Origin of the sequence: Rhizobium lentis (assembly GCF_014200175.1) — a bacterium.
Taxonomy (GTDB): Bacteria; Pseudomonadota; Alphaproteobacteria; order Rhizobiales; family Rhizobiaceae; genus Rhizobium; species Rhizobium mulingense.
Window position 1 is genome coordinate 692,762 of the sequence record NZ_JACHBD010000001.1, and the last position, 16,174, is coordinate 708,935.

19 protein-coding genes and 2 tRNA genes are annotated in these 16,174 nt (G+C 60.8%); 10 read left to right on the plus strand and 11 right to left on the minus strand.

The window, feature by feature from the left end; genetic code table 11:
• Positions 1-125 precede the first annotated feature (125 nt).
• Positions 126-1,385, plus strand: a complete 1,260-nt coding sequence (locus GGI60_RS03360; RefSeq protein WP_183912611.1) for an AGE family epimerase/isomerase — start codon at positions 126-128, stop codon at positions 1,383-1,385.
• A gap of 64 nt (positions 1,386-1,449) precedes the next feature.
• Here GGI60_RS03360 and GGI60_RS03365 read toward each other — a convergent pair whose 3' ends face one another.
• From GGI60_RS03365 to GGI60_RS03395, 7 genes are all read right to left on the minus strand, one after another.
• Positions 1,450-1,944 (minus strand): heme-degrading domain-containing protein, encoded by a 495-nt coding sequence (locus GGI60_RS03365; RefSeq protein ID WP_183912609.1) that lies wholly within the window; start codon positions 1,942-1,944, stop codon positions 1,450-1,452.
• A gap of 89 nt (positions 1,945-2,033) precedes the next feature.
• On the minus strand, positions 2,034-2,645 hold the full coding sequence (locus GGI60_RS03370) for a flavin reductase family protein (RefSeq protein ID WP_183912607.1): 612 nt from the start codon (positions 2,643-2,645) through the stop codon (positions 2,034-2,036).
• Between the two features lie 2 nt (positions 2,646-2,647).
• On the minus strand, positions 2,648-3,391 hold the full coding sequence (locus tag GGI60_RS03375; protein WP_183912605.1) for an aspartate/glutamate racemase family protein: 744 nt from the start codon (positions 3,389-3,391) through the stop codon (positions 2,648-2,650).
• A 1-nt stretch (position 3,392) separates the two neighbouring features.
• Entirely contained in the window at positions 3,393-4,214 is an 822-nt protein-coding gene (locus tag GGI60_RS03380; RefSeq protein ID WP_183912603.1) for an ABC transporter permease, read from the minus strand.
• Position 4,215: 1 nt separating this feature from the next.
• Positions 4,216-5,124, minus strand: coding sequence for an ABC transporter permease (locus GGI60_RS03385; protein ID WP_183912601.1), 909 nt, complete (start codon positions 5,122-5,124; stop codon positions 4,216-4,218).
• 350 nt (positions 5,125-5,474) lie between these two features.
• Entirely contained in the window at positions 5,475-6,773 is a 1,299-nt protein-coding gene (locus tag GGI60_RS03390) for a PotD/PotF family extracellular solute-binding protein (RefSeq protein ID WP_183912599.1), read from the minus strand.
• 51 nt (positions 6,774-6,824) lie between these two features.
• Positions 6,825-7,913 (minus strand): ABC transporter ATP-binding protein, encoded by a 1,089-nt coding sequence (locus tag GGI60_RS03395; RefSeq protein ID WP_183912597.1) that lies wholly within the window; start codon positions 7,911-7,913, stop codon positions 6,825-6,827.
• Positions 7,914-8,183: 270 nt separating this feature from the next.
• Here GGI60_RS03395 and GGI60_RS03400 point away from each other — a divergent pair, with 270 nt between their 5' ends.
• On the plus strand, positions 8,184-8,894 hold the full coding sequence (locus GGI60_RS03400) for a GntR family transcriptional regulator (RefSeq protein ID WP_183912595.1): 711 nt from the start codon (positions 8,184-8,186) through the stop codon (positions 8,892-8,894).
• Between the two features lie 43 nt (positions 8,895-8,937).
• On the opposite strand, the gene GGI60_RS03405 is transcribed toward GGI60_RS03400, so the two are convergent.
• Positions 8,938-9,351, minus strand: a complete 414-nt coding sequence (locus GGI60_RS03405; RefSeq protein ID WP_183912593.1) for a DUF4174 domain-containing protein — start codon at positions 9,349-9,351, stop codon at positions 8,938-8,940.
• A gap of 394 nt (positions 9,352-9,745) precedes the next feature.
• Complete coding sequence (locus GGI60_RS03410; protein WP_183836963.1) at positions 9,746-10,129, minus strand: hypothetical protein; 384 nt, start codon at positions 10,127-10,129, stop codon at positions 9,746-9,748.
• Between the two features lie 364 nt (positions 10,130-10,493).
• On the opposite strand from GGI60_RS03410, the gene GGI60_RS03415 reads away from it, so the two are divergent.
• From GGI60_RS03415 to GGI60_RS03425, 3 genes are all read left to right on the plus strand, one after another.
• The gene (locus GGI60_RS03415) at positions 10,494-10,700 is read left to right on the plus strand and encodes a hypothetical protein (protein ID WP_183913863.1); all 207 of its coding nucleotides are present in this window, start codon (positions 10,494-10,496) and stop codon (positions 10,698-10,700) included.
• A gap of 23 nt (positions 10,701-10,723) precedes the next feature.
• Positions 10,724-10,963 (plus strand): DUF2934 domain-containing protein, encoded by a 240-nt coding sequence (locus tag GGI60_RS03420; protein ID WP_183912591.1) that lies wholly within the window; start codon positions 10,724-10,726, stop codon positions 10,961-10,963.
• Positions 10,964-11,211: 248 nt separating this feature from the next.
• Positions 11,212-11,508 carry a GIY-YIG nuclease family protein gene (locus GGI60_RS03425; RefSeq protein WP_183912589.1) on the plus strand — a complete coding sequence of 99 codons (297 nt, stop codon included), beginning with the start codon at positions 11,212-11,214 and terminating at the stop codon, positions 11,506-11,508.
• Positions 11,509-12,003: 495 nt separating this feature from the next.
• Here the strand turns inward: GGI60_RS03425 and GGI60_RS03430 are convergent, their stop codons facing one another.
• Positions 12,004-12,198, minus strand: coding sequence for a hypothetical protein (locus GGI60_RS03430; protein WP_183912587.1), 195 nt, complete (start codon positions 12,196-12,198; stop codon positions 12,004-12,006).
• Between the two features lie 121 nt (positions 12,199-12,319).
• Here GGI60_RS03430 and GGI60_RS03435 point away from each other — a divergent pair, with 121 nt between their 5' ends.
• From GGI60_RS03435 to GGI60_RS03445, 3 genes are all read left to right on the plus strand, one after another.
• Entirely contained in the window at positions 12,320-13,045 is a 726-nt protein-coding gene (locus tag GGI60_RS03435) for a LuxR family transcriptional regulator (RefSeq protein ID WP_183912585.1), read from the plus strand.
• 222 nt (positions 13,046-13,267) lie between these two features.
• Positions 13,268-13,933 (plus strand): acyl-homoserine-lactone synthase, encoded by a 666-nt coding sequence (locus tag GGI60_RS03440; protein WP_183912583.1) that lies wholly within the window; start codon positions 13,268-13,270, stop codon positions 13,931-13,933.
• Complete coding sequence (locus GGI60_RS03445) at positions 13,930-14,121, plus strand: hypothetical protein (RefSeq protein ID WP_183912581.1); 192 nt, start codon at positions 13,930-13,932, stop codon at positions 14,119-14,121. Before GGI60_RS03440 ends, GGI60_RS03445 begins: the two co-directional genes overlap by 4 nt.
• A 95-nt stretch (positions 14,122-14,216) precedes the next feature.
• Here the strand turns inward: GGI60_RS03445 and GGI60_RS03450 are convergent, their stop codons facing one another.
• Positions 14,217-14,585, minus strand: a complete 369-nt coding sequence (locus GGI60_RS03450; RefSeq protein WP_183912579.1) for a response regulator — start codon at positions 14,583-14,585, stop codon at positions 14,217-14,219.
• Between the two features lie 221 nt (positions 14,586-14,806).
• Between GGI60_RS03450 and GGI60_RS03455 the strand changes: the two genes are divergently transcribed.
• Both GGI60_RS03455 and GGI60_RS03460 read left to right on the plus strand, forming a co-directional pair.
• Positions 14,807-14,882, plus strand: a tRNA-Ile gene (locus GGI60_RS03455).
• Between the two features lie 1,054 nt (positions 14,883-15,936).
• Positions 15,937-16,012, plus strand: a tRNA-Ile gene (locus GGI60_RS03460).
• Positions 16,013-16,174 lie beyond the last annotated feature (162 nt).

Below are 16,174 nucleotides of genomic sequence, written 5' to 3' on the forward strand. Positions count from 1 at the left end.
AAAGATATCTTTATGTCAATATATGCCTGTCGATTTCGTGCTTTGCAAGCCTCGCCAGATGACAGGCTTGAACGGCCTCTATATAGGCAATTGATACGCATTGCCCACGAAATCGGAGGAGTATCATGGCACCCGCAACCGGTAACGCCGCGCTTGGAAACTGGACGAGCCGCGCCTATCACCGCGCCTGGCTGTTTGACCAGGCAAACGGGCTCTTCGATTTCTTCCAGCACAATTCGGTCAATCCCAAGGGCGGCTTCTACGATCTCGACGATACCGGCAAGCCGCTCGACGCCGAGGGTCAGATTCGCAATATCCATATCGCAGCGCGCGCCGTGCATTGTTTTGCCATCGGCGCCCTGCTCGGCCGTCCGGGTGCTGACGACGTCGTCGACCACGGCATGGACTATCTCTGGAACCATCACCGCGACCGGAAGAATGGCGGCTATTTCTGGTCGCTCGACAAGAATGGTCCGGTCGACAGCAACAAGCAGGGCTACGGCCACGCCTTCGTGCTGCTCGCCGCCTCATCCGCCAAGACGATCGGCCATCCGCTCGCCGACGGCATGCTCGCCGATATCACCGAGATCCTGAACACCAAGTTCTGGGAACCGCGCCACGGCGCGATTGCCGAGGAATTCACCGCCGACTGGCAGCCGCTCGACGGCGGCGCCTATCGCGGCCAGAACTCCAACATGCACCTCACCGAAGCGCTGATGGCCGCCTTCGAGGCGACCGGCGACAAGCAATATCTTGCCAAGGCCGAAAGCATCGCCGATCTCCTCATCCGCCGTGCGGCCGGCTCGGTGGACTGGCGCGTCGCCGAACACTTCGACGCCGAATGGAAGCTCGACAAGCAATATTATCATCCGAACGAAATGTTCCGCCCGGCCGGCACCACGCCCGGCCACTGGCTGGAATGGGCCCGTCTCATCCTGCAGCTCTGGGTGCTCGGCGGCAAACGCATCGAATGGATGCCGGATGCGGCCAAGGCCCTCTTCGAGCAGTCGATGGCACTCGGCTGGGACAGTCACAAGGGCGGTTTCTTCTATACGCTCGACTGGGACGACAAGCCCGCCAAGCGGAACAAGCTCTGGTGGCCGGCCTGCGAGGGTGCCGCCGCCGCCCATTTCCTCAACGAGCATCTGCCGAGCGACTATCACGAGGAATGCTACCGCAAGATCTGGAACGTGATCGAACGCGCCTTCATCGACCACAAGAACGGCGGCTGGCACGAGGAACTGACGGAGGATCTCGTCCCCTCGCATTCGCTATTCCCCGGCAAGGGTGACATCTATCACGCGCTGCAGGCCTGCCTCATCCCGCTCTTCCCGGCAACCGGCAGCCTGACGAAGGGCATCGCCGAGGCCGGCGGCAGGCTCTGACGGCTGTCTCAGCAGCGAGCGCCGGCAGGCCGGCACTCGGATTGTGCCGGCAGATGCGGCCGCGTCACAGCGGAGAGAGCCGCAACGTATCGAGATCCTTCGCCAGCATCAGCGCCAGCGCTTCGACCACGAGATTGTGGTCGTCGCGCTGCGGCAGGCCGGAGACGGTGACGGCGCCGATGCAGCCGGTGCCCTTGACGTTGATCGGGAAACTGCCGCCATGCGGCGCATAATCGTCGCCGGAAAGTCCGTTGTCCTCGACGGTCTTGCCGTCTTTTCTCAGCTTCAGGCCCGAGGCATAGCTGCTGCGGAAATAGCGCAGCACCATGTTGCGCTTGCGGCGAACCCAGTTGACGTTGTCGGGGGTCACGCCGGGCAGCGCTGCATAGAAGACCGGCATCGAATGAAGGGTCACATCAATTGCGACACCGAGGCCCCGCTCGGTGGCGAGTTCCTGCAGGAGTTTGCCGAGCTGCCATGCCGTCGTCAGGTCGAAGGCATCGAAGCTCAGCGTTTTTTCCTGCTCCGCGATCCGGTTGAGATCGTCGTCGAGTGTCATGATAAGGCGCTCCTCTGCCGCAATGATCCGCTGCAGACCATTCTCGCCAGAGGCGAAAAAGTAAAGCAAAACTTGGACCTGTCCTGATGTCAAAGCTTAGGCGTCAGCATCTCGAAACGGTCGCGTGTTGTGGCACAGGTATCGCCGCCGAGGCGCGCAATGGCATCGATCGCGGCCGGATCGACATGCAGCCGCTGCGGATCGACGACACCGTCGCGGTAATGTGCATAGACGATCTCACCCATGACGATCTGCCGCGAGCGGCCAAGCTCCAGCGTCACATGCCGCCGGCATTCGAAGGCGGCCGGCGCCTCGGCGATATAGGGTGACGCCACCTTCTCGCCCGGCATCGCCGTCAAGCCTGCCTCCTTCAGTTCATCGACGCCGCGCGGATAGCGGGCACCGCAGACATGCATCGCCTCGGCGATGGCGAAGGAGACGATGTTGACGGTAAAAACCTCGGTCATGCGGATATTGTGACCGGTGTCCTTGAACGACATGTCGGCATTGTTTTCGACGCCGATCGCCAGAATCGGCGGATCGGCCGAAAGGCAATTGAAGAAGCTGAAGGGCGCGGCATTGATCCGCCCATGTTCGTCGACCGTCGTCACCAGCGCGATCGGGCGAGGGATGATCGTGCCGATCATCAGCTTGTAGCGCTCGCGTTCGGAAAGCTCGTTGAAATCGAGGGAAACCGGCATGATCAACCGTCCGAGCGGGTCGGCGAAAAGGCGCTCATCGCCCCCATGAAAGGTTTCGGCAGCGGCGAGGCGTAGGAGCCGCGCTTGCTGGTGGAAAGCCCGAGCGAGACCAGCGCCTCGGCCTGCTTGACGGCGGCCGAGACACCGTCGACGACGGGCACGCCGTAGATCTCCTGAAGTTGACGCGCCAGATCCGTCATGCCGGCGCAGCCGAGCACGATCGCCTCGGCGCCGTCCTCGGTCAGCGCCCGCTCGATCTCTGCCCGAAGCTTGCCGATCGCGCCCGAGGCCGCGTTCTCCAACTCCAGCACCGGAATGTCGGAAGCCCGCACCTTGGCGCGCTCGCCCATGCCGTAGCGGCGCACCAGATTGTCGATCAGCACCCGCGAGCGCTCCAGCGTCGTCACCACGGTAAAACGCTGCGCCAAGAAGCCCGCCGTTGCGATCGCAGATTCGCAGAGCCCGAGGATCGGGACATCGGCCAAGCTCCGTGCCGCTTCGAGGCCGGTATCGTCGAAGCAGGCGATGACGGCCGCGTCATAGCCCGCCGCCTGCCGCTCCTTCAGTTCGGAAAGCAGTCCGGGGATCGCCAGCGCCCCGTCATAATGGCCCTCGATGGAGACCGGCCCCATGCGCGAGGTGGCGGCGATGATTTCCGTCCCGGATGCGGCCACCACACGCGCCGCGGTCGCCGCCTTCTCGGTCATGGAGGCGGTGGTGTTCGGATTGACGATGAGAATGCGCATGTCAGTTGATCTTTGCCTGCCGCCGGCTGAGCATCGTCATGATGCCAAGGGCGATGAGAATGATGGTGAAGGAAAACAGTGTCGTCACCGTGCCGAGCGCATAGAGCACCGGCGTCGTGACATTGGTCGTCATGCCGTAGATTTCGAGCGGCAGCGTATTATACGTGCCCGACGTCATCAAAGTGCGGGCGAATTCGTCATAGGAAAGTGTAAAGCCGAACAGGCCGACGCCGATCAGGCTCGGCGCGATCATCGGCAGCACGACATGGCGGAAGGTCTGCCAGGAGCTGGCGCCGAGGTCGCGCGCCGCCTCTTCATAGGCCGGCGAGAAGCGATTGAAGACGGCAAACATGATCAGCACGCCGAAGGGCAGCGTCCAAGTCAGATGCGCGCCGAAGGCCGAGGAATACCAGGCAGGCTTCAACCCTCCCTCCTGGAAGACGACGCCGATTCCGAGCGAGACGATGATCGACGGCACGACGAGGCTCGCGACCGTCGCGTAGAACAGCACAGTCGAACCGCGGAAGCGGCGGCGGAAGGCAAGGCCGGCAAGCAGCGACACGGTGACGGTCACGACCATCACCATCAGCCCGAGCGAGAAGGAGCGCCGGAAGGAGGCGCCGAAATCGCCGACCGCCTGCTTTTCGAACAGGTTGAAGAACCAGTGCGTGGAAACGCCATTCATCGGGAAGGTCAGGCCACCGTCCGGCCCCTGGAAGGAGAGGATCAGGATCGCCGAGAGCGGGCCGTAGAGGAATAGTACGAAGATGATGAAGAAGATCGAGAGCAGATAGAATTCGATGCCGCGTTTTTCGTGGTTCATCTCAGAGCTCCTTGCGGATGTCAACGACGCGCAGGATCGCCGCGACCATCAGCAGCACGACGGCAAGCAGCACGACAGCATTGGCGGCAGCTGCCGGATATTGCAGCAGCGACATCTGGTTCTTCATCATCAGCGCCACCGAGGCGCTCTGGCCTCCGGACATCACCTGCACCGTCGAGAAATCGGCCATGACGAGGGTGACGACGAAGATCGTGCCGATCGCCATGCCGGGCTTGGCCAGCGGAATGACAACATTCCACAGCACCTGCCAGCCGGAAGCGCCGGCATCGCGGGCCGCCTCGAACAGCGACCGGTCGATGCGCATCAGCGTGTTGAAGATCGGCGTCACCATGAACAGCGTATAGAGATGCACCATCGCGAGCACGACGGCGAAATCCGAATAGAGCAGCCATTCGATCGGCTGCGGGATGACGCCCAACTTAATCAGCGTCGAATTGACGAGGCCATTGCGACCGAGAACCGGGATCCAGGAGATCATGCGGATGATGTTCGAGGTCATGAACGGCACGGTGCAGACGAGGAAGAGGATCATCTGCGTCGAGGTCTTGCGGATGTGAAAGGCCAGGAAATAGGCGACCCAGAAACCGATGAGAAGCGTCAGCCCCCAGACGATGGCGGTGAATTTCAGCGTGTTGAGATAGGTCTTCCACGTCACCCAGGAACCGAGCGTATCGGTGTAGTTCATGGTGAGGAAGTCGGGATAGAGGCCGGCGAAATCGTAGTCCCAGAAGCTGACGACGGCGATCATGGCGATCGGCAGCAGGAAGAAGAAACCGAGAATGGCGATCAGCGGTGTCGCCTGGAGATAGGAGATGGCGGAGGGGGAAAGACGGAAGGCGCGGCGTGTAGGCTGCTTGCTGTCTTCCGTTGCCGCTGCGATGGTCGCCATGATCGGTTCTCCGTTTCCTCATTATGCAGGTCGGGCAAGGAGCCCCTCATCCGCCTGCCGGCACCTTCTCCCCGCTGGGGAGAAGAGAATCGTGGCAGCGTCCCCGCCGCCACAACTTCGCTATCGTCACGCGGCCAGCCGCAAACTCTTCTCCCCAGCGGGGAGAAGATGCCCGAAGGGCAGATGAGGGGGCGGAGCGAAGCGACGTCTTGAGCATCAGCGAAAGACAATGCTCAAAAAAGACCCCTCCCCAGCCCTCCCCACAAGGGGGAGGGAGTCTTTTTTGCCGCGCCCTCGCCGGACTCCCTGCCCCTTGTGGGGAGGGTTGGGGAGGGGAAAGCGGCAATCGCTTATGCCGCGATGAACTCGTTCCAGCGGCGGACCATGTAGCGGTCTTCGTCCATCACGGAGTTCCAGCAGGCCACAGCACCCATGCGGGCTTCGAAGGCGCCGCCGTCGCGCACGGCTCCTGCCTTCTCCATGACCTTGCCTTCGGGCGACAGGATATCGCCCTCAGCCGGCTTGCCCTCGATCCAGTAGCCCCATTCGTCTGCCGTCATGAAGTTCTTGGCGGTCTCCATGCAGGCGGAGTAGTAGCCCTGGCGGTTGAGATAGCCGCCGACCCAGCCTGATGTGTACCAGTTGATATATTCATACGCCGCATCGAGCTCGGCGCCCTTCAGATGCGAGGCAAGGCCGAGGCCGCCGCCCCAGGCGCGGTAACCTTCCTTGAGCGGCTGATATTTGCAGGCGATGCCCTTGGAGCGGACGGCGGCGACAGCCGGCGACCACATGGACTGGATGACGACTTCGCCCGATGCCATCAGGTTGACCGACTCGTCGAAGCTCTTCCAGAAGGCGCGGAACTGGCCGTCGCCCTTGGCCTTGATCAGGAATTCGATCGTTTTGTCGATCTCTTCCTTGGTCATATTGCCTTTGTCGGCATATTTGATGTTGCCCATGGCTTCCATGATCATTGCCGCATCCATGATGCCGATCGACGGGATGTTGAGGATCGAGGTCTTGCCCTTGAACTTCGGGTCCATGATATCGGCCCAGCTGGTGATGTCGCGGCCGACGAGGTCCGGGCGGATGCCGAGCGTATCGGCGTTGTAGATGGTCGGAACCATCGTCATCCACTGCGTCGGCTCCTTGGCGAACTTCTTGGAGCCCTGCGCCTCGACGAAGCCGACCGTGTGCGGCGCCGTGCCCTGGGCGATGACGCTGTCCGGCTTCATCTTGCCGTTGATGAACAGCGGCACGATCTTGTCGTAATATTTCAGCTTCTTGACATCCATCGGCTGCAGCACGCCCGTCGGGAACACCTTCTTGGCGATCCAGTATTCGATGTCGGCAATGTCGTAGCTGTCGGGCTGGGTGACGGCGCGCTGGGCGGCGGCGTCGGAATCGGTTGCCGTCATCTCCAGGGTGATGCCGAGATCGGCTTTGCACTTCTCGGCGATGGCATTGATGTTGGAAACGCCGGTGCCGAACTGGCGAAGCGTGATGTTCGTCTTCGCCCAGATGGTGGGAAAGCCGGTGATGGCGCCGGAGCCGGCGATGGCGCCGACGGCGGCGGCACCCGTCTTCAGCAGCGTGCGGCGGGACAGGCCCTTCGCAGCCTTGGTCGATGTCGTTTCAGTCGTCATGTCAGTTCCCCTTTTTGTTGACGCGGAAGGTTGGTTGTTGATGATGATGGTTCACGCGGAAGAGCGGCCAAGAAGCACGGCGTCATCGAGTTCCCAGCTGAGCGCGACGGTCTCGCCGACGGCGACCGGCCGAGCGAAATAATCGCTATCGTCGGTTATGACGGTGAAGTCGTCGCTACCGGCGCCGACGACGGTGATCTTCACCGAAGAGCCGCGATATTCGACGTTGGAGACGATGCCATTGAAGCCGAGCGTCCATTCGCTCGCCACCTGCAGCCGCACGCGGTCGGTGCGGATGCCGATATCGACTGATACACCGACCGCCTTGCCCGCCCCGCGCACCGAAAAGCTCTGCCCCTCCGGCACGGTCATGACGAGCACGCCGTCCGCGCTCGATGTCACCCGGCCGGTGAGCACATTGTGATCGCCCATGAAGCGGGCGACGAAGGCAGTCGCCGGCTTCTCGAAGACCTCGCGCGGGGCCGCCGCCTGCTCGATCCGGCCGTCATTCATGATGACCATGATATCGGCGAGCGCCATCGCCTCTTCCTGGCTATGGGTGACGTGCACGAAGGTGATGCCGAGTGATTTCTGCAGCTTCTTGAGTTCGGCGCGCATACGGATTTTCAGGAACGGATCGAGCGCCGACAGCGGCTCGTCGAGCAGCAGCGCCTCCGGATCGGTGATCAAAGCGCGCGCCAGCGCCACACGCTGCTGCTGGCCGCCGGAAAGCTGGGCCGGGCGCCTGCTGGCATAGGACTCCATCTGCATCAGCTTCAGCATTTCGAGCGCCTTGGCCCGCCGCTCCGTCTTGTCGACGCCCTTCATCTTCAGGCTGAAGGCGACATTGTCGATCAGGTCGAGATGCGGGAACAGCGCATAGGACTGGAACATCATCGCCGTGCCGCGCTTTGCCGGCGGAAAGTCGGTGACGACAGTATTGCCGAGCCGGATATCGCCGGACGAAATGCTCTCGTGGCCGGCGATCATGCGCAGCGTCGAGGTCTTGCCGCAGCCCGACGGTCCGAGGAAGCAGCAATAGGAGCCGGCCGGAATCTTCAGGCTGATGCCATGGACAGCGGTTGTCGCCCCATAGACCTTCGAAACGGATACTATATCGATCTCTGCCGCTTTCGACATCATGCCTTCCCCTATTTGGAAGAAGACGATGCATCTGCCGTGCCAATCCGACTTCAGCAGCTCAAACTATTGTAAATTAACGACCTCACCGAAAACGTTCCGGCACGAGCAAATTATGAGCACGGCATCGTCTGCACATCATTTAGGCTATTGTTCGCAATTTGCGCAAAAAATTGTATACAATTTCGCCGCCGCTTCGGTCACAAATTCCGTTTAACTTTTACCGCGAAGCCGGATATGGTTTGCCCGTCATCAGGGAACAGGAATTTCATGAAATCCGCCGTCAAGGCTCAACAGGCCGAAGACTCCGCCGAAACCGGCGCGCAGCAGATCCGCGACGCCATTCGCGAGGCGATCGTCGAGCGTAGGCTTTCCCCCGGCACCAAGCTTTCCGAAAGCGATGTCGGCAATCTTTTCAACGTCAGCCGCACGCTTGCCCGCGCCGCCCTCCAGGCGCTCTCCTATGAGGGTCTCGTCAGCGTTGAGAAGAACCGCGGCGCCTTCGTCGCCTATCCTTCCCCCGACGAGGCCCGCCAGATCTTTGCCGCCCGCCGCCTGGTCGAGCCGGGCATATTGCGCGAAGCGGCAGCGCGGATCACGCCCGCCGACATCAGCCAGTTGAGACAGCTTCTGCTGGAGGAAGGCCGACTGATGAGCGAGCGCGGCCAGACGGCGCGGCGCGCCGAGATCAAGGCGTCAGGCGATTTCCATCTGATGCTGGCGGAAATCTCCGGCAATGCGATCATGCAGCGCTTCATGGAGGAGCTCGTCGCCCGCTCGTCTCTGGTGATCGCGCTTTACGGCCAGTCGACGGCCTCAAGCTGCGGCCATTCCGAACATGGCGACATCATCGCGGCGATCGAAACCGACGATCTCGACCGGGCCTGCCAGCTGATGCTGCATCACATCGCCCACATCGAGGCCGATCTCGACCTGCGCGAGCGTAAAAGCCTCGGCCTCAAGGAGGCGTTCGAACTCTGACGGGAGCGCCCGCGCGGCTGCCTTCAGCCACACCGCGCGGCAGTCACCAGGGCGTCGCCTTCGGCAGGCTGTCCAGAGCCTCAAAAATCTCCTCGGCCGTGCGCGGCTCGCTCGAACGCAGCTTCACCGTTCCGTCACGCCCGATCAGGATCAGCCCGAACTCGCCCGACGGCGGCCCCTGCAGCCGCTCTCTTACATCGTCGGCATCAAGCTCCCAGGCATCGTCGAACAGCGAGAAGGCGCCGCCGCCGGCAATGATGAACACTTCGACATCTTCTTCGATGAGACGCATATGGGCGTTCCGCAACCATTCGTCCTGGATCACGGCGCGATCGTCCTGCGCATCGGCGAAGATGATCAGTACCCGCTTGTTGTCGCGAAACTGTTCGAGCGATTGCGGAAGTTCCGGCTCACGCCGCGGTGTGCCGATGATTTCTTGAACGATGGATTTCAGCATGATGCTATTCCTCGCCCGTCATCTTGCTACGGGCTGTGTCTGTCGCATTTCCAGCGCCCTCGCGAAGAGGCGCAGAGAACGCTGTAACGCGCTGAATGACTGAATAATTCCCAATCCAGCTGTGAATTGGGAATATGGAAATAAACGGCTGGGAATAAGGGAGGTTCCGCCGAAACAGAAAAGGAGCGCAGGCCTAAAGCGTGTCGCGATCTTTAGATTCGCTTGTCACGCTTTAGGTCCTTGATTCCAGCATGTCGTAATCGCTTTGCGCGACCTGCTCTAAAGCGCGTCGCGATCTTTGAGATTCGCTCTTGCGCTTTAGGTGTTTATTTTCTCGCATGCCGTTATCGCGGTCGCACAGTTTTGCGCGATATGCGTGTCGATCCTTTGCCTGTCAGTCGCGGCTTTGGTCTTCGGCCGCATGCGCCGAAACGGCGACGAGATCCGCCGTTCCGTTGGCGAGAAGACGTTTGCGCACCAGCACGCGCATGACGCGTGCCGCCGTCGAGAAGGTCATCTGGTCGAGCGGACCTTCGCCTTCCCACGGCTTGGTCAGCCGCTCGGTGACGGCGCCGACTATATTCATCGGCACAATGTCGGTGCATTCGCGCATGGCTTCGAAAACGAAGCTGATCGGGATGACCCGTCCTTCGTGGGTCACGATCGGTTCGGTCAATTCACTGTCCCATTCCTCGAAGGCGTAAAGTGCTTCGCGGAACAGCTGCTGGAGGGTAAACGGCGCGTGGCCGTCATGAAGTGGCGGCAGGGCATTCATCATGTCTGTCTCCTCTTGATGGATTGAAGCCAAGGTCCTCCTGGATCGGTCGGCTTCGGCGCGGGGAACGCAGCTTTTTGCCCCTCGCAGGACCGAATAACATGATTGATTCTATAGAGTAACGCGCCTGGGATAAAGCCCATTTCTCCGCCGAAACAGAAGCCGTTTGCTTAACGGTATGAAATTCCTGCATGTTTTAGGCGAAATTTTCTCAACACCCGGCATTATTGAAAATCCATCCCAGCCGCGCCAGAGCGCTCCGGAACAGGTGCAAAAGGCCGAAAAAACCGTGAAAAATCACGGAACTTTTGCGGCTGTAATCTGTTTTGTTCCCGCACTTCGCAAAAGTAGATGGGGTTATCAACCAATGACGCAAATCCGTGAACCGGAGCGGCGGGCCAGGGTCCTGCGCGGCCGCCCCTATAGTCTTGACGAATTCGCCGCCAAATATGGCCTGCGCAGGGAGCAGGCCGAAAGCCTGTTCACCCGTTTCGGACCTTCCTCGATTGAACTCGATTTGCTGATGGCAGCCAAGCGCCGCGCGCCTGTTCTGCCGGACAGAATTGCCCAATAACGCCTTTCACGGGAACCGATATGATGAGCGACAGACGCCACGAATGGATCAGCAAGCGGGCCTACGCGATCTGGGAAGAACAGGGCCGCCCTGACGGCCGGGACGACGAACACTGGCGCCAGGCGGTTGCCGAGCGCGACGCGCTGGAACGCACGCAGGCCTCGATCGACGGCCGCGAGGTGCTGGTCAAATTCCGTCCGAAGCTGCCACGGCCGGAACTGCCGCGCCAGGATTGGATCAATCCTTCGACAAAGGTCGGTTGAGGGGGCATACGATTTAACAATCAGCCCAGCCACACGCACCTCAACCAGCGGGGGCTGGGCGCTTCAACCCACATTTATTGCCGGAGCAGACGCTGGTGGCCAACCCTCCTCCCTCGAGGCCCCTGCGGGGCACCTCAGGACGAGGTCGGCCACCCGCAGCCCGAAGGGCGGAGCCTCGAAGGACGGGGGCAGGCCAATCCAGCGCCGCCCGATTGCTGCCCGTTCACTCCCCATGCTAGCCTGCGGTCATGGAAGTCACCGTCTACATCCTCCACTGCAGCGACGGCTCATACTATACCGGCCTCACCAAGCAGGAGATTGAGGCGCGTGTCTGGGAGCACAATGCCGGAACCTATGACGGCTACACCTCAAAGCGCCTCCCCCGTCGAACTCGTCTTACCGAAACCTATGACCGCATCATCAACGCCATCGCCCGCGAGCGGCAGATCAAGGGCTGGTCGCGCCGCAAGAAGGAAGCGTTGATTGCCTTGGAATACGAGACCTTGCCGGATCTGTCGAAACGCGGACCGGTCAGGGCCGAGTGAGCGGGCGGCCCGGGTGGCCGACCCTCGTCCTTCGAGGCCCTTGCGGGGCACCTCAGGATGAGGGCGGAGAGAGGCTGCGGCCAGTGCAACCAGAGGGTGGAGAAAGCTGCCCAACCTGTCTCACCGGCGGGCGGGGAGAGCTTAACGAGTGCCGCTCTCGCGGAGTAATGCTTTCCAAGCCGACCGATGGAAATCTCGCTCTTTAGCCAGGAAGTATCAGTAATGGCACAGTGCAGCCACTTGCGGGAACGCCAACTGTTCCCGCTCGAAACGCTTCGTCAAGCATATTGGCACAAAGACGGGGGATAAACGCTATCCCCCTCCCCGCCGTCAACATTGCCGCTCGACACCCTCTTTGCAAAATCGGAAACGGGTAGGAATGAAAACCGACTCATGGCGGAGCGCGGGTTTCATCTCGCCGGGGGGCCGGTTTCAATGCCAGCCGATGCTGTCATATCGGGGAAAAGACTGAAATCGTCCGCCGGGGCAGACTTGTCAGAAAGCCTTGCGTTCCTGGCAAAGCGCCCGATGGACCTCGGTCCAGAACAGCGCCAGCGGACTGTCGCCGTTGCGTTCGGCAACGAGGGCGCGGATCAAGGCTTCGGAACCTGCCATGTCCTGCCAGCTGGATTTCAGGCCTTTGGCGGCCTGTTGGCATTCGGCAATCTCGAATGGTCTCGTGCTGTCCATATGAGGCCTCCCTATGAAGGCGCTAGCAGGTGGTGCCCGGATTGTCACTCCCGCATATGTGGGGATGCCTTGTATTTTAGACGGCACTCACGGTAGAATTGAAGCAAGTGGGACGATGGAAATGATCGAGAATACTTACAGCGACAAGTTCGAATCCGCTTTCGAACAGATCAAGGCTGCGCCCAATGTGGAGGCCGCCATCCGTATTCTCCAGGCGGAATACGGCCTCGATTTCGTCACCTACCATCTCGCCCAAACCATTGCGAGCAAGATCGATTCCCCCTTCGTGCGCACAACCTACCCGGATGCCTGGGTTTCGCGCTACCTCCTGAACAGCTATGTGAAGGTCGATCCGATCGTCAAGCAGGGCTTCGAACGCCAGCTGCCGTTCGACTGGAGCGAGGTCGAGCCGACGCCGGAGGCCTATGCCATGCTGGTCGACGCCCAGAAGCACGGCATCGGCGGCAACGGCTATTCCATCCCCGTCGCCGACAAGGCGCAGCGCCGCGCGCTGCTGTCAATGAACGCCCGCATTCCGGCCGAGGAATGGGCCGAACTCGTGCGCCGCTGCCGCAACGAATGGATCGAGATCGCCCATCTGATCCATCGCAAGGCCGTCTATGAGCTCTATGGCGAGAACGATCCGGTGCCGACATTGTCGCCACGCGAGATCGAGTGCCTGCACTGGACCGCACTCGGCAAGGATTACAAGGATATCTCGGTGATATTGGGCATTTCAGAGCACACCACCCGCGACTATCTGAAGACCGCCCGCTTCAAGCTCGGCTGTGCGACGATCTCGGCGGCCGCCTCGCGGGCCGTGCAGCTGCGCATCATCAATCCATAGCGCATTTCCGTTTCCTCGATCCACGCCCCTGTTTTCGCAAGCGAGATTCAAGAAGACGTGAAGCGTTGCCGCGCTTCAGCGCCTTGCTTGCGCAGGGCCTAACCCCAATCCTCATACTTTTGGGCTAATCCCCCCATCTGGGGGGGCCTATCTGAGGGAATTTCCGATGCGGCCCGCCTGAACCATTGTGCCTTCCACGAACTGCAAACGCTGGAGGGCAAAATGTTCGTTATCATTCAGGCACATGAGTATCAGAAATACGCTGCCGTACTCGACCAGATGTTCCGCCTGCGCAAGAAGGTCTTCGCCGATACGCTCGGCTGGGACGTTCCCGTCATCGGCCCCTACGAACGCGACAGCTATGATGCGCTCGCCCCGGCCTATCTCGTCTGGTGCAACGACAGCCGCACCCGCCTTTACGGCGGCATGCGCCTGATGCCGACGACCGGCCCGACCCTGCTCTACGACGTCTTCCGCGAGACGTTTCCCGCTGCCGCCGATCTCATTGCTCCCGGCATCTGGGAGGGCACGCGCATGTGCATCGATGAAGAGGCGATCGCCAAGGATTTCGCGAATATCGATGCCAGCCGCGCCTTTTCGATGATGCTGCTCGCGCTGTGCGAATGCGCACTCGATCACGGCATCCATACGATGATTTCCAACTACGAACCCTATCTTAAGCGCGTCTACAAACGCGCAGGCGCCGAAGTGGAAGAACTCGGCCGCGCAGACGGCTACGGCAAGTACCCCGTCTGCTGCGGCGCCTTCGAAGTGTCGGACCGCGTGCTGCGCAGAATGCGCGCCGCCCTCGGCCTCACCCTACCCCTTTATGTCAGACATGTTCCGGCCCGCTCGGTCGTGACGCAATTCCTGGAGATGGCAGCATGAACCGCCTCGCTGAAACCACAACGCAGAAAGATATCAGCGCCCTGGAGCGCCACGTGCTCGCATCCCGCGACATCGCCACGCAGATAGGAGATCCCTTCCTCTCCTATCTGCTCTCGATGGCTCTGTTTACGATTTACGAAAAGAAGGCCCAGCACGAGAACGAGGCACTGAAGAGCAGCTTCCGCTGAGGGTGCGGTTCCCTCCGCCCCGCCTGAAGAGGAGCATGGCTCCCGGCGCCTCGCGCGCAGCCGCAAAACCTGTCCCCGTTTTGCGGCTGCGCGCATCACGTCATCAAGGAATCGATCGTCGTAATCAGCGTATCGTGCATATAGGGTTTCGACAGGAAGGCTGCGTTGGCGGGCAGCGCCCTCGGATCGAGCCCCACCATGCCGGAGGTGATGATGATGCCGATATTCGGCCGCATCGCCCTCACCCGCTTGGCAAGCTGGATGCCGTCCATCGACCCGGCCATATTGACGTCGGTGAACAGGATATCGACATCCTGCCGGCCCTGCAGCACCACCATCGCCTCATCGGCATTCGCCGCCTCCAGCGCCACGTGTCCGACATCCTCCAGCACATCGAGGATATTGAACCGGATCAGCGGTTCATCCTCCACGATGAGCACTACGACCCTGTTCGAAGCCACCATCTGCAAACGCCCTTTTCAAGCGGAATCTGATTCGAATAAGTGTACCCCGCGCGCCAAGGTTCCAGTGCTTTGGCCCGTGAACCATGCTTCATCCACAGATGTTGCCCTGCCCGCTTGTGGCTCCCTGCAATTTGGGCTAGAGCGAACCAATGCTGCGGGAACCATTGCCCCGGCATCCCGGTGCCGACCTTCGGCACTACGGCGCCGGCCTACGGCGCCAGGGGCCTGTAGCTCAATGGTTAGAGCCGGCGGCTCATAACCGCTTGGTTGGGGGTTCGAGTCCCTCCGGGCCCACCATTCTAGTTTGCCTGTAGCCGGACGCCAAATCCAACCCACATCAACCTCATATCTGCACCTCCTCGAAAAATAGGCGAAAGCAATTGCGGCGGCGCTGGAACAATCTCCTACCCGATCGAGCTCTACGGCGGGATCAGGAGGAATCGGCGCAGGGCTACCTGTCGCGAGAGGAGGCTTGCCAGGTGATGGGAATTGGAACCTGAGCTGCCGCTAGACATTATGTGCTTGCCTGACTCGTTCCATTTTGAAGGAGATTTCACATGAATAACATAATCTGGCTCGTCGGCGCCGTAGTCATCGTGCTCGCTATCTTGAGCTTCTTCGGCTTCCGTTGAGTAAGAAGTGCGGCGGCTCCACCGCACCATCCGTCAACGCAGGAGCACGCCGCTACGCCGGCGCAGCGTGATATATGGGAGAATAACAGTGACTTAAATGTCTGCTGTCGCACCCACTGTGGGATCGAGGCTGTCCCAACTCGCGACACCCTTAGATAGTGTCGTGCCCGGCTCATCGCCGGCCAAGCGTCCGTCGCCACCAGTTTGTGCGCCTTGAAAAGTGCGGGTTCCCCCTCGTAAGGGTGACGAACTGCAGCAAACTTCCCTCGCCTATTCGGCCGCTTACTGCCTCCATCACGAAGACGTAAATCTCACCGACAACGGTAGACCAGTTGGAGCGAGCTGATCCCGCTCAATGTTCGAAACATGCTGACTGCCCTCGTTCTCAGCTAGACGTTAGATGGCAGAGCGGCATAGGTCAAAAGCTGGCATGAAGCCCCTCAAGGCGCGAACCAGCGCTGCTTGGCCCGCGTTCAAATGTACCGCATCTCAGGTAGCTACAAAGGTCTTCTTGCCCGAGGTCAGCCAGCGAATCATTTCGGCTTCGTCGTCGCCGGTGTCCCAGAATTGCGAACCTGTCCCGTGAAAGCCCACATCTCCAGAGCCGGGTCACCATTGGCGCTCTGGCGGCACCCTTCGAGCAAGGCGTGGCCTGACCCAGCCGGCAAAGCGCGTTATCGAATCGTCCGCTTCAGGAGCAAAGCCGGCCACCGGCGTCAGGGCCCGTAGCTCAATGGTTAGAGCCGGCGGATCATAACCGCTTGGTTGGGGGTTCGAGTCCCTCCGGTTTCACCATTATTTTGTCTTTTAAGGCACTTGAAGAATGGTTCGCCGTTGGTTTTTGGCCCGGGAGTCAATTTTCGCGGCAGTCAAGGATGACCACGTCGGCGCAGATGAATTGGCGGTCAGTCCCAGGAGTTTCACTTGCGCGGCGGGAGTGGCCCAATACGGCGCTTG